Origin of the sequence: Mesorhizobium sp. Cs1299R1N1, from assembly GCF_037179655.1 — a bacterium.
GTDB classification, from domain to species: domain Bacteria; phylum Pseudomonadota; class Alphaproteobacteria; order Rhizobiales; family Rhizobiaceae; genus Mesorhizobium; species Mesorhizobium salmacidum.
Window position 1 is genome coordinate 43,146 of the sequence record NZ_JAPYKR010000020.1, and the last position, 12,612, is coordinate 55,757.

The 12,612-nt window shown below is 60.9% G+C and carries 9 protein-coding genes and 6 pseudogenes; 7 read left to right on the forward strand and 8 right to left on the reverse strand.

The window, feature by feature from the left end; translation table 11 throughout:
• Positions 1 to 159 precede the first annotated feature (159 nt).
• From O7A70_RS30185 to O7A70_RS30195, 3 genes and pseudogenes are all read left to right on the forward strand, one after another.
• Entirely contained in the window at positions 160 to 1,875 is a 1,716-nt protein-coding gene (locus tag O7A70_RS30185; protein WP_337143602.1) for an ABC transporter ATP-binding protein, read from the forward strand.
• 84 nt (positions 1,876 to 1,959) lie between these two features.
• A pseudogene (locus tag O7A70_RS30190) lies at positions 1,960 to 2,286 on the forward strand (helix-turn-helix domain-containing protein); the annotation flags it as partial.
• 53 nt (positions 2,287 to 2,339) lie between these two features.
• Entirely contained in the window at positions 2,340 to 2,759 is a 420-nt protein-coding gene (locus O7A70_RS30195; protein WP_337143603.1) for a UPF0149 family protein, read from the forward strand.
• A gap of 348 nt (positions 2,760 to 3,107) precedes the next feature.
• Here the strand turns inward: O7A70_RS30195 and tnpC are convergent.
• From tnpC to O7A70_RS30215, 4 genes and pseudogenes are all read right to left on the reverse strand, one after another.
• Positions 3,108 to 3,880, reverse strand: a pseudogene (tnpC, locus tag O7A70_RS30200) (IS66 family transposase); the annotation flags it as partial.
• 205 nt (positions 3,881 to 4,085) lie between these two features.
• Positions 4,086 to 4,901: an IS21-like element helper ATPase IstB gene (gene istB, locus O7A70_RS30205; protein ID WP_337143604.1), complete on the reverse strand. Its 816-nt coding sequence runs from the start codon at positions 4,899 to 4,901 to the stop codon at positions 4,086 to 4,088.
• Positions 4,901 to 6,406 (reverse strand): IS21 family transposase, encoded by a 1,506-nt coding sequence (gene istA / locus O7A70_RS30210; RefSeq protein ID WP_442921230.1) that lies wholly within the window; start codon positions 6,404 to 6,406, stop codon positions 4,901 to 4,903. Before istA ends, istB begins: the two co-directional genes overlap by 1 nt.
• Positions 6,407 to 6,619: 213 nt before the next feature.
• A pseudogene (locus tag O7A70_RS30215) lies at positions 6,620 to 6,808 on the reverse strand (IS66 family transposase); the annotation flags it as partial.
• Between the two features lie 145 nt (positions 6,809 to 6,953).
• Between O7A70_RS30215 and O7A70_RS30220 the strand changes: the two are divergent.
• Positions 6,954 to 7,347 (forward strand): annotated as a pseudogene (locus O7A70_RS30220) (helix-turn-helix domain-containing protein); the annotation flags it as partial.
• Positions 7,344 to 7,421, forward strand: a pseudogene (locus O7A70_RS30225) (IS6 family transposase); the annotation flags it as partial. The pseudogenes O7A70_RS30220 and O7A70_RS30225, both read left to right, overlap by 4 nt.
• A 62-nt stretch (positions 7,422 to 7,483) precedes the next feature.
• Here O7A70_RS30225 and O7A70_RS30230 read toward each other — a convergent pair.
• The 3 genes from O7A70_RS30230 to O7A70_RS30240 form a co-directional block, all read right to left on the reverse strand.
• Positions 7,484 to 8,284 (reverse strand): NAD(P)H-binding protein, encoded by an 801-nt coding sequence (locus O7A70_RS30230; RefSeq protein WP_337143606.1) that lies wholly within the window; start codon positions 8,282 to 8,284, stop codon positions 7,484 to 7,486.
• A 292-nt stretch (positions 8,285 to 8,576) separates the two neighbouring features.
• Entirely contained in the window at positions 8,577 to 9,668 is a 1,092-nt protein-coding gene (locus O7A70_RS30235) for a GlxA family transcriptional regulator (RefSeq protein ID WP_337143607.1), read from the reverse strand.
• A gap of 72 nt (positions 9,669 to 9,740) precedes the next feature.
• Positions 9,741 to 10,433, reverse strand: coding sequence for a corrinoid protein (locus tag O7A70_RS30240; protein ID WP_337143608.1), 693 nt, complete (start codon positions 10,431 to 10,433; stop codon positions 9,741 to 9,743).
• 584 nt (positions 10,434 to 11,017) lie between these two features.
• Here O7A70_RS30240 and O7A70_RS34295 point away from each other — a divergent pair.
• Both O7A70_RS34295 and O7A70_RS30245 read left to right on the forward strand, forming a co-directional pair.
• Positions 11,018 to 11,181, forward strand: a pseudogene (locus O7A70_RS34295) (DUF4158 domain-containing protein); the annotation flags it as partial.
• 244 nt (positions 11,182 to 11,425) lie between these two features.
• Positions 11,426 to 11,767: a hypothetical protein gene (locus O7A70_RS30245; protein ID WP_337143609.1), complete on the forward strand. Its 342-nt coding sequence runs from the start codon at positions 11,426 to 11,428 to the stop codon at positions 11,765 to 11,767.
• A 96-nt stretch (positions 11,768 to 11,863) separates the two neighbouring features.
• On the opposite strand, the gene O7A70_RS30250 is transcribed toward O7A70_RS30245, so the two are convergent.
• Positions 11,864 to 12,612, reverse strand: a 749-nt coding sequence (locus O7A70_RS30250; RefSeq protein ID WP_337143610.1) for a M24 family metallopeptidase, incomplete at its 5' end; no start/stop codon positions are given.

Consider the following 12,612-nt stretch of genomic DNA (forward strand, 5'->3'; position numbering starts at 1 on the left):
CCTGTTTTAGGCGAACTCAATCGCCGGGCCGGTTGCGCAGCCGCTTCCTCGGGAGCACTCTATGAAGCGGAATGTCGCATTCATTCTTTGTGTCTCGCCGATCGTAGCGCCCAAGGTTAAATAGCCGGCGACCTGGCATCAACAAAGCGGACGCAGCAAATGTCGAAGGAATATTCATGGCCGGACAAGTCGGGTAACGCGCCGATCTCTACGGCTGCGCAAGCCAGTCGGCCCGAAAAGCCAAACACGTTGCTCAACATACGCAACCTCCGGATTGAAGCGAAGGTCTGCCCGCCGGGGGAGAGCCCAAAGAATGTGGTTCTGGTCCAAGACGTTTCGTTGACGCTGAAACGGGGCAGGGTTCTGGGGCTGATTGGTGAGTCCGGCGCAGGCAAGTCGACGATAGGTCTGGCCAGCATGGGTTACGGCCGTGGCGGGGTTACAATAACTGGCGGCGAGGTCATCCTCAACGACCGTGATATTCTGAAGGTCGGCCCAAGTGGCATGCGCAAACTCCGGGGCCGCGAGGTCTGCTATGTTGCGCAGTCGGCCGCCGCCGCATTCAACCCCGCCCAAGGGCTGATGGACCAGGTAGTGGAGGCGGCGCTGCTGCACGGCATGGCAACCCGCACCGAAGCTGAGAAGCGGGCGATTGCACTGTTTAAAAAACTTGGCCTTCCTGACCCCGTGAACATCGGCAAACGTTTCCCCCATCAGGTCTCAGGCGGTCAGTTGCAGCGCGTCATGACGGCCATGGCGCTTTGCTCGGAGCCTGACCTCATTGTCTTCGACGAACCCACCACGGCGCTCGACGTTACCACACAAATTGACGTGCTGGCTGCGATCCGGGACGCCATTCGTGATACCGGCGTCGCCGCACTCTACATCACTCACGACTTGGCGGTCGTGGCGCAGGTCGCGGACGAGATTATGGTACTGCGTCACGGCAGGCTCGTGGAGCGGGGTATGACGCAGCAGATCATAAATGACCCGACCGAGCAGTACACGCGAGCCCTCGTTTCGGTGCATCATATTGATCATGAACAGAAGGTTTTCGGTTCTGCGCCTGTCCTGTCTGTCAAAGGCGTGACAGCAGGTTACGGCGACGGAGCAATCAAGGTCTTACGCGATGTTTCCCTAGACCTTCATACCGGACAGACGCTCGCTGTGGTCGGTGAATCGGGCTCGGGTAAATCGACGTTGGCGCGAGTGATCACCGGGTTGCTGCCGCCTTTGGCAGGTAGCATCCAATTCGACGGGCGCGATCTTCCCCGTAAGCTGGCCGAGCGGTCGAAGGAGGACCTTCGTCAACTGCAGATGATCTATCAAATGGCGGATGTTGCGATGAATCCGCGCCAGACCGTTGCAACGATCATCGGTCGGCCGCTCGAATTCTATTTCGGGATTCGTGGTGCAGAGCGCGATAGGCGCGTAGCCCAACTGCTTGACAAGATCGAAATGGACAAGAGCCTTGCCGACCGGTATCCAGCGGAGCTGTCGGGTGGCCAAAAGCAGCGCGTTTGCATCGCGCGGGCGCTGGCGGCAGAGCCGAGGCTGATCATCTGTGACGAGGTGACCTCGGCACTCGACCCCTTGGTCGCAAATGGCATCTTGAAGCTGTTGCTGCAGTTGCAGAAGGACGGGGGAGCAGCCTATCTCTTCATCACCCACGATCTTGCAACGGTGAAATCGATCGCCGATTCGATCTCTGTGATGTATCGCGGGCAAGTGGTCCGCTACGGGACGACGGGGCAGGTTCTCGCCCCACCGTTCGATCCCTATACCGATCTTCTCCTGTCTTCCGTTCCAGAGATGGAGGTCGGCTGGTTGGACAAGGCTATCAGTTCCCGACGCATGGAAAGCGGTGGGAGCTAGAGCAAATCCAGCGATCGATGAATCGATTGTGATGTGACAGATGCTTTCTCGGATGATTCAAGGTCCCCTTTGATGAGGTGGATGATGGCGAGAGCGCTGAGCGAGGATCTTCGGTCCCGGGTTTTGAAGGCTTCCGACGAGGGCATGTCGGGGCGGCAGGCGGCGGCCCGGTTTGGCGTCGGGATATCGAGTGCGATCCGTTGGGTCGCGCGCGCCAAGCTCGGCGAGCGAACGCCCCGGCCGCAGGGCTGGCGGCGAGGTTCAAGTCTCGATGCGCATGAAGCCTTCATCGTCGGGCTGATCGAGGAGCGCAAGGACATCACGCTGGACGAGATGGTCGAGCGGCCGGCCGCCGAGCGGTCGGCACGCATCAGCCGCAGTGCCTTGAGCGCCTGGCTTGGCAGGAACTGGGTGCGCCGCCGAGAGATGCCGCTCCCCTTGGCGGCACGAGCGCCATCGATGACATGGCGCTGTCGGACGAGGCGCTCGAGGCCTGGATGGCCGCCAAGGCCAACCCCCGCCCGCTGGTGCGGACCATGTCGGCGCTGGATGGCTTCGTAACGGCATCGGTCACCGGGCCGCGGTTTGCGGACCCGCACGACTGGATGTGCCCGGTCATGGCCAAAGGCTCTGCTACCGATCACGCCGTGTTTGCCAGCCTCGCCAGGATCCACAACCGGATCAACGAGACGCTGTTCGACAAACCGCAGGATTATGCGCCCCGCTTCACCACCAAACCCAGCGGCGGCATCGACCCACGGCCGTGGTACCAGGGGTTCTACGCGGCCAGGACTCTCAACATCAAACGCTGGAAACGGCTACTCGACCTCAACAACCCCAACCATGGCCTGCTGCTGCCGATCCTGATCTGCTGCCGATCCTGATCTATTGCGTCGACAAAACGGGTAGGCCTGTCCACCCAGGCCGGAGCCCGAGACCGCGCACTTCATCAAGCACGAGGCATACAAAGACATCGCCCTCTTCATCCCCGCCCTTCGCGAAGTCCACTACGTCACTTGCTATGATAACCCGCGGTAATCGGATTTGTTGCAACGTTTTTGTTACTCGCGGCAAGGGATCCTTTGACCATTTCGGAGGATTGCGATGTTTGAAGGCCGCCAGTTCGACCGTACGCATCCGAGGGCGGCCGCTGGATTGGGTCGTGCGCGCGAGCGCAGGCGGCGCTATGATGGTGGCGCGTAAGGTTCAAGCAGCTTGCTAATCAGCAGCGGTTATTCAGGCTCGCGCAGCCTTTTCCACTCCCATGGGAGGAGTTCGTGCAGGCGCAGGGTGGGGTGAGCTGGAATCCGGGCGAGAACGTCGCCAAGCCATGCTTTGGGGTCGACGTCATTGAGGCGGCAGGTTGTGATCATTGTCAGCATGACGGCGGTTCGGTCGGCGCCACGCTGGCTACCGGCGAATGTCCAATTCCGTCTTCCCAGAGCAATGCCTCTCAATCCGCGCTCAGCGGCGTTGTTAGACAAGCAGATCCTACCGTCGTCGAGGAAGCGGGCGAAGTCGGTCCAGCGGGAGAGCATATAGTTCATCGGTTTCAGGACCTCGGAGGAGCGAGAGAGAGTCTCGCGCTCGCGCAGCAACCATGCGTGCATGTCGTCGAAGAGTGGCTTGCTCGTATGCTGGCGCACGGCGCGCCGCTCGGCGGCGATCTTGCCGTTGATGGCGCGCTCGATCTCGAACAGTGCGTCGAGCCGCCTGACGGCCTCCAGCGCGATCGGGGAGATGGGCTTGCCATTCTTTCTTGCCCTCGCGGGCGTTTTCTCGATGTCGGCCAGCTCGAAGAAGCCCCTTCGGGCGTGCGCAAAGCAGAATGCCGGTGTGAGCGGCTGGTCTCGTCGAACAGCGCGTTGAGGCCGCTATAGGCAATCCGCCTGCGGAATGCCTTGCCAATTGGCCAGGTGCTTCTGCGGATGCGCGCCGCGCCGGTCACTCGAGGCGTAGTATAGTAGAGTGCGGCCGGCGGCGCGGTGCCCGCGAAGGGTTGGTCTGTAGCGCGGCGATTATGGAGACCGGTCGGCGGCGATTATGATGGCCGGTGGGAGGCAGCGCCGAGTGGTGTGATTTGGGTATCACCGGGTCGGCTGTCTGGCAACTGGCCAGCGACAATTATCGGAGTTGTAATTGTCGCTGGGGCATCGTGACGGGCGGGAGGCGGCCGCGGATCTGCGGCGAGTAATTGTCGGCACCGGCAATTACGATGACCGGTTGTCCGGGTCTTCTGGCTGATCGTCGACGTTTTGCATGCCGGCGCCGCGGGCGACGGCGGCTCGCTTACGATAGCTCTCACCGTTCATCTCGATGATAGTGGAGTGATGCACGAGCCGGTCTATGGCCGCGACCGTCATGGCGGGACCTGGAAAAACGTCCGACCATCCGGAGAAAGGCTCGTTGGCGGTGATGGCGATTGAGTGTCGTTCGTATCGGTGAGCGATGAGCTCGAACAGGGCACTGGTCTCCACCTGGTCCTTTCGGACGTAAGAGAGCTCATCGAGTACGATGAGGTCGTACTTGTCGAGTTTGTCGAGCATCGAGGGGAGACTGAGCTCGCGGCGAGCGGCCTGAAGCTTCTGCACCATATCGGTGGTTGTGGAAAACAGGACGCGGCGACCGGCATCGATGAGGGCGTGGCCGATGGCGGCGATCACGTGAGTCTTGCCGGTGCCGCTCTGACCGAAAATGAGGATGTTGCCGCCGCTTTCGATCCAGCCTTCGCCTGTGGCCAGGGAAAGCAAATGGGGCTTTCGGATTCCGGAAGGGAAGTCGAAATCGAAAGTGGCGAAGGTCTTGCCGGCCGGCAAGCCGGACTGTTCGCGATGGCGCTGGATGCGTCGAGAGGCGCGCTCGGCCATTTCGATCTCGAGCAGGCAGGCGAGAAGGTTGGCCGCGGGCCAGCCATCGCGATCGGCGGTGTCGGTGAGATGCTTCCAGTTGCGGCTGATGCTGGGCAGACGCAGTGCCGATAGCAGGGTGGGCAGCACGGCGGCGGCCTGAACCTTGGTCCTGCTCATCACAGCACCTGTGCGTTGGCGAGCAAATGGTTGTACCCGGCGAAATCGGGCGGCGGGATGGTGACGTCGACACGGCTTCTGACCGTGGGCAGGAACTCGCTCTTCAGCTTGGCGACATTGGGGAGTTTGCCTCTATCGAGCGCGGCCTCGATACGCAGGGCCAGAGCATCGACGCAGTTGCCGTTGGCGGCAATATCGAGGAGAGCGACCATGTCGCGGCAGGCCTGCCGGGCATCGAGAGCGGCATCGAGCGCCTGCCATGCGCGAGTATAGGCATGGGTGGGGAACAAGGCATTGCGGTAGACCAGATAGCGCAGAGCCTGGGGCTTGCGCTTCAAGTTGCCGATGAAGTGCCGGAAATCGATATTGTGTCCTCGCTCCGCATATTTGACGCGGACCCGGTCGGCAGTCATCACCTTGTCCGGGCCGAGGAAGAACTCAACCCGGTCATCATAGAGATGGGCATGGAGGCGGTAGCCGATGAGGCGCGAGGGTACCGAATAGGTGATACGGTCGACGCTGATGGTGCTGTTGCGGGTGACGTCTGCGCTGACCAGGGTAAAATCCGTGGTTCGCTTCGGCGGCAGCGGCTTGAGGACGCGGCGCTCGTCATCCACGAGCCTGGCGCGGCGTCGGTTCTGCTTGGCCACCTCCTGGTCGACGAAGCGGCGGTAGTCCTCGATGCTGGGGAAATCGCGGCTGCTCCGGCGGCGCAGGGCCTGATCGAGCCGTCGCTTCAGGTGGCCATTGGGAGCTTCGATTGAACCGTTCTCATGGGCGACACCTTTGTTGTTGCGCGTCGGCGTCATGCCATAATGTCGGCACAGGGCTTCATAGTTGCGGGTGAAATCGCGCTGGGCGTCGGCGTCGAGGTTCTTGTAGGCGGCCGATAACGAGTCGCTGCGGAGCTCGGCGGGTGCGCCTCCCAGCTTCCACAGCGCATCCTGCAGATGCTCGGACAGAGCGGTGAAGCTCTCTCCACCAAGTACGACCGCTGAATCCTCCCAGCCGCTGCTGGCGAGGCGAAAATGAAAGAGCCGATGGTCGAAGCGCTGGCCGGCGATGGTGACGTGCAAATCGTCAGCGACGGTGAAATCCAAGAGGCCTTGCCGGCCGCTCTCGTGATGCTGTGGGAAGAAGATCTCCTTCTCGCCCCCATTCAGGGCCCGCCACCGGGCAATCCGGCGCTCGAGGGTCCGCCTGACGCCATCGGGGACGGCGGCCTCCCCGAACTCGTCCTGCACGGTCTCGAAAATGGTGACGGAGAGGATGCCTGCGATCTTCAGCAGCTCCTCCACGCGTGGCCATATCTGTTCGAGGGGGTCAGGCCGGGTACGCCAGTGCCGCTCGCGCTTCTTCTGCGATGGCAGCTGCGGATTCTTGTCGATCCGGCGTGCACTACGTTCGCTGATACCGGCCTTGGCGGCCGCAACGGCCTGGGTGTGGTGACGACGCTGAGACATGTAACGATGTACCTGTTGATCGGTGATGTGGAGGCCAGGCATCGGTACCTATCGCTGCTATGTTCGATAGGTGTTCTGATACCACCACTCCACGCGCCCCGATCAGATCCCCTCGCAAGGGGCTTCTGTCGCGCCCGCCCGTCAGACCCGCTCTCCGGTCGGGGCTCCGCCCCTCCCTACGACCGGGCCCGACGGGCGACCCCACCGGCCATCATAGTCGCCGCTGAACCGGCCACCGTAGTTGTCGCCGCGCAGTTGGTCATCGCGCACGTAAATCCAGATTCGTCCGGTCGTGCACTTACCCTTCGCCAGGATGCGGATGGTGGTGTCATCGCCATGCAGGCGCTCGGCCGAGAGCACGTGCCTTTCGATCAGCTTGAAGATCGGCATAAGAGCGAAGGTCCCATGGCCGACCTGATCGGCCAGCGTCGTAATCGGCATGTCTGTCATCGGTCCTGCAATTCTCCCCGAAAGTGGGCTTTGAAAATTCCCTGATTGGCATGCCTTTCGGTTCATCCCGACAGGGTTTGTCGTGACGGAATGAACCGAGCCGCCATCGGCGTCATGTCCTCTGAGCGAGGGGGCGGCGATGATTCGACTTGGAGAGCTGATGATGATTCTGGAACTGCATCGACAGGGCGTCTCGATTACCGCCATCGCCAGGCGGACGGGGCGCGGCCCGTAGACCGTGCGCAAATATATCGAGCGTGGAGTCGAGGCGCCGGTCTACGGGCCGCGCTCGGTCGGCCGGCCAAGCAAGCTGACATCGTTATATGGACTTCCTGCGGGAGCGTGTGACGGCCTTTCCCGACCTCAGCGCGGCCCGTCTCACCCGCGAAATACGTGAACTCGGCTATGTCGGCGCCTACACCGCGGTAAAGCGCTACCTGGCTGCGATCCGCCCCGAGAATGGACCCAAGCCGTTCGAAGTGCGCTTCGAGACACCGGCCGGTCTCCAGGCGCAGGTCGACTTCGCCCGCTTCGCCGCAAGCGACAGGCGAGGTACGCCTTCAATCCTAATCCGTCCCTGGCCGAGCAGTTCGAAATCCTCGCCGCCTGGTTGGCCTCGCACCAGGCCTCTCTGCGCCCCAACCCAGATCCTTCCTGGCTCGGCCAGGATCATTGTGCCGCTTGTTGAGCCGCGGCGCAAGCAATCTCTAGAGCATCAAGTGGAGTAGGCACCAAGGCCGCGAGGTCTGTTTCATCAGATTCCAAAAACCCGGCCGCTGCCGCCGACGAAATGGACATCAGCATGGGAGGTTGGAAAGGGAACAGAGGCAGAGCCGAAAGCCGCGCGCGTTCCTCCTCAAAGCTACTCGGCAGATAAGGAATTGCTATGCTTTGCGCGAGGTGCGCGATGGAAAAGGCACTAATTCCCGACAGCTCGTAGCAGCGGCCGGCATGCCTAGCCGGATCGCCCAGCACCGCAAGCGCGGCTTCGGCCAGATCCGCTCTTGCAACGGCGGAAATCCGACCCTCACCAAAAGGCGTGGAAATCACCCCGTCCCGCGGCGCGGCGAGAGAGCCAATCAGTTCTGCGTAGAGACCATTGCGGAGGATGGTCCAAGCCATGCCGCTTTTCTGGAGCTCGCGTTCGGTCCAGCGGTGGGCCAAGGCAAAGCCGAGGTGGTCGCTCGCACAGGTAAGACTCGTGTAGACGACATGCTTCACACCCTGCGCGCGGGCAGCACCGAGAACGGCACCGTGTCGACGCATTATGCAATCGTCTTCGGCAGAGCCGGCCGAGATCAGGAGAACGGTCTCGGCGCCGGCGAAGTCAAGCGTATCAGGTCTGTCGAAGTCAATGTTCCGGTCAGCACCGGCGGCCCTGCTGCCGGTGAGAACCCCAATGCCCCTCTGCCGCGCCTGTGCTACGATCTGCGATGCCAACTGACCCGAGGCTCCGGTGATGAGAATCATGGCTTTTTCCTTTGATGGATGCAGTGATCAGGGCCGGCGAATGCCGTCGGCGATAATGCCTCCTTTCGCCGGCCTTCTGTGCAGTGACCTGTGAACACTTTACATAATGATGCCGAATTTGAATTTGAGCAGGAGAAGCAAAAGAGCCGCGCACAAAAGAAGGGATTTCACCGACGCGCGAATTTCTTGCCTCACATTAGCTGTGGCTGGTGTAAATAGGGTCTGTGGCATTAAGAATAGCTCTGCATTTGGCCTTCTTATCTGCTCGGTGTCCCTGATGCTAAGGCAGGATCTACGGGGCTTCCTCGCGATCACCAGCCGCTGGGTGGATACGCAAGTGTGGTCTGCTTCCGCCACGGCACGCTTTGGGACTACAGCCATAAACCTGGCGAAAACATTTCGAAAAATGCGATGCCGACTCGAAGCCACAGGCGATCGCGATCTCCACGATCGGCATGTCGGTCTGCTGGACCAAACGCTTGGCGCGGGCAAGCCTCAAGGTCATGTAGTAGCGCATCGGAGAGGATGAAACGGATCGCTCGAACAGCCGCTCAATCTGACGTCTGGAGCGGCCGACGCATCTGGCAATGTCGCGAAGGGGCAGCGGGTCCTCGACATGTTCCTCCATGATGCGGATGATCTCCGCCAGCGCCTTCGAAGTCACCATTTCGCTGCCGGTGATCGTCCATTGCCTGTCGCACGCCGAGCGCCAGTACCCTGCCGTGGTATGTCTGCAGACAGCCAGCGCGGTCTCCTTGCCGAGATGCTCGCTGATCAGATCCATGACGAGATCGAACGAGGCAAACTCCCCGGCGCAGGTGGCGAATTGCGAATCTCTGACGAACAGGCGGTCAGTTACCAGAAGACGCCCAAACGTCTCGCCAAGGGCGGCCCGCTTGTCCCAATGGATCGTACAGGCGCTGCCTTCGAGCACCCCACTTTCGGCCAGCAGCCATGTCGCGGTGCCTAGTGCTGCAAGCGGAGTGCCAAATCTCTTGCAAAGGCGGAGGATTCTGCTCAGCGAAGTCGACGCCTGGTCTTCGACCCGCTCACCAGCGCAGACCACAACCATGCTGGGTGCCTTGCAGGCCTGGATACTCTCCGCGATCCCTCCAAAGTCGCCGGCGACCGCGAGGCTGAAGCCGCTGGCGCATTCCACTGGCTGTCCGTCTGAACTGAACAGCGTCCATTCGAAAAACCTCCTGCCTGTGACCGCATTGGCAAGGCGAAGCGGATCTACGAAAGACGACAGGCTGAGCTGGGAGAACCCGGGAAGCGCAAGGATAGTTAGGCGGAATGTTTGATCGCGACTGTCGATCTCCAGCCGGCCAGGGCTCCATCCCACGATGCGCGCATGGTCTCCCGCTGAAAAGGGCGCATTCATCAGATCACAGGTCCCTTTCGATGGTCATTAAAAGTTCACCGGCGCCTAACGCCGGCGCTTCCACTATGGGCTTCAACCCCGTGCGTTATGCTTGCGTTTCATGAAGTCCTTGGCGGTCTCGACCGCCACCGCGGCGTCGCGGCAATAGGCGTCGGCGCCGACGGCCTTGCCGAATTCCTCGTTGAGCGGCGCGCCGCCAACCAGCACGACATAGTCGTCGCGAATGCCCTTTTCCTTCATCGTGTCGATGACGACCTTCATGTAGGGCATGGTGGTGGTGAGCAGCGCCGACATGCCGATGATGTCGGGCTGGTGCTGCTCGATCGCATCGAGATACTTCTCGACCGCGTTGTTGATGCCGAGGTCGATCACGTCGAAGCCAGCACCCTCCATCATCATGCCGACGAGGTTCTTGCCGATGTCGTGGATGTCGCCCTTGACGGTGCCGATCACCATCTTGCCCTGTTTCGGCGCGCCGGTGGCGGCGAGCAGCGGGCGCAGGATGAACATGCCGGCCTTCATCGCATTGGCGGACAAAAGCACTTCGGGAACGAACAGGATGCCGTCGCGAAAATCCTCGCCGACGATACGCATGCCTTCGACCAGCGCCTCGGTCAGCACCTTGTAGGGCACCCAGCCGCGATCGAGCAGGATGCGCGTGCCTTCCTCGATTTCTTCCTTCAGACCGTCATAGAGATCGTCGTGCATCTGCTGCACCAACTCGTCGTCGGAAAGTTCGGAAAGGATGATCTCGTCGTCGGACATGTTGGTCCTCTCATTCTCTGTCGAAAAAGGGTCGGTACCCCATGCTCGATGGGGTACCGACCCGGCTTCCGGTGAAGCCTTGGGAGTCTATTGCCGGGCGGCGTCTCCCGCTTTGAGTAAGAGAGGCGCTGATCTCACCAGCCGACGTCACAAATTGCCTGCCGTCCGTCACGGCAATCCCTGGTCAGGCAATGACTTTTAATTGTTTGACCAGGATGCGCTCCACCATGCTCAAGCCACAACTCGATTGGATTGATGTCGATCCTGCGCATTGAGATCATTGATATCGATCGCGTCCATGCTTATAGAGAACGGGACGAGACGCAATTTACTTTTTGTCGTGACCGGTATAACAATTTCTCATGTCGAAGGACTACCGAAGGCTTTTGAGCGCCCTTCGGGCATTTGAGGCGGCGGCCCGGCATCTGAGCTTTACCAAGGCCGTAACGAGCTCCCGGTTTCCCAGGCGGCAACAGCTGCCACATCCTGACGCTGGGGGGCCACTTCAAGGTCCAGCTGTTCAAACGTGGCAACCAGAAGTCCCGTTTGCAGCACCAATCCGGGTTATGTGAGATCGGCCCCGCCTGCCGAAAAGTCTCGTCCGACCTCACATAACCCTCCCGATTCCGGTCAATAAAGACAGTCTGATCAGACTCTATTCTCTCTCACCGGCAGATTTGCTGGAAATCCACTACGGCGGCGCGCACACAATCGGTTTGGCTTCGCGATCCAACTCTGCTTGATGCGCTAGCCCGAGGGCCTGCCGCGGCGTTTGGCTTGTCGCCCTGGGCCGACATGATTCCAGCGGAACGTTGCCGGCGGCGGTACCGAACGCAACGTCGGCCCTGCGCACGTGGAGGGTTGCGCCCCCCCGCGATCCCGTGCGCGGTCACCCCCAACCGGCAGGGTGCAGCGAACGCGGGCTCTTCCAAGGATGGCAGCGTATGTGCCGGCCTCGCAAGCTATGTCTGACAGAAGAACGCCGCAATCAAATGGATGACCTGATGAACCTGCAGCGGCCTGTGGGCGATCGGCGCATTGCTGAACTCTTCGGGGATATCGGGGCTGTTCAGTCCAACAATGAATACAAAGGGTATGTTTCGCCGTACCAGGTGTCGCGCTACGGCGAATGTGGTTTCGCCGTTCAATTCGACGCTCAATACGGCGCCCTCGACCGGGCTGATCGCCATTGCGGCTTCAAGCGCATCCTCGATGGTGAGAGCCGGGAACGTGGTCACGGCCCCGGCCTTCTCGAGCTCATCATTGATAGCGAACGCAGCGGTCAGGTCAGAATCGGCGACGAGGATGCGGCGCTCTGTAAGCTGGTTGTTTGACAACAAGTGCTACCTTCGCTGGTGAAACCGGCCAACGGCGTTTTCCCGCGCCTTCGTGAACCGGAGTTAAGCGTTTGGCCGCGGGCCCCGGACAGCCTACTCCAGCAGGCGTTCCTCGAAAGGGTAGGACGAGAGCAGTTCGTATCCGCCGGCGGTGACAAGTACCTGCTCTTCTAGCTTCACCCCGTCCCGTTCGCCAATCGCGCCGATATAACTTTCGACACAGACGACCATGCCTTCCTCAAGCTCCGCGTCGTAAGCGATCGGTCCGCGGAAACGCGGCTTGACCTGAGGATATTCATCGCACATGCCCACCCCGTGTATGACGCACGGGTAAGCCTGTTCCCGGAACTCTTCCGGAACTGGCCAAGCGGACCCCTGGAGCTCCCTCATGCTCATGCCGGGCCGAATCAGTTTCAGGTTGGTTTGAATCTCTTCATATGCCAGTTGGTAGAGCTGCCGTTGACGACGGGTAGGCGGCTGGTCGCCATAGTAAAAAGTCCGCGAAACGTCGCAGAAGTAGCCGAAGGGGCCAACCATGTCGGTATCGAAGCCTACCAGGTCACCCGGCTCGATGACACGCTGTGTAGCTTCCTGAAGCCAAGGATTGATGCGCGGGCCCGAAGCCAGCATGCGACCCTCGTGCCATCCGCCCATGTTCGAAAGGTTGGTGTAGTTCAGTATGCCCCAAAGCTGGACCTCAGTCACGCCCGGCCCAATGCTGGCCTGCATGCGCGCGATACCATGCTCGGCGACAGCGCAAGCCCATCGGATGCACGCCACCTCGTCATCGGATTTGATGACCCTCGCGCCCTCGACAAGGTCGACGGCATCGATAACCTCTA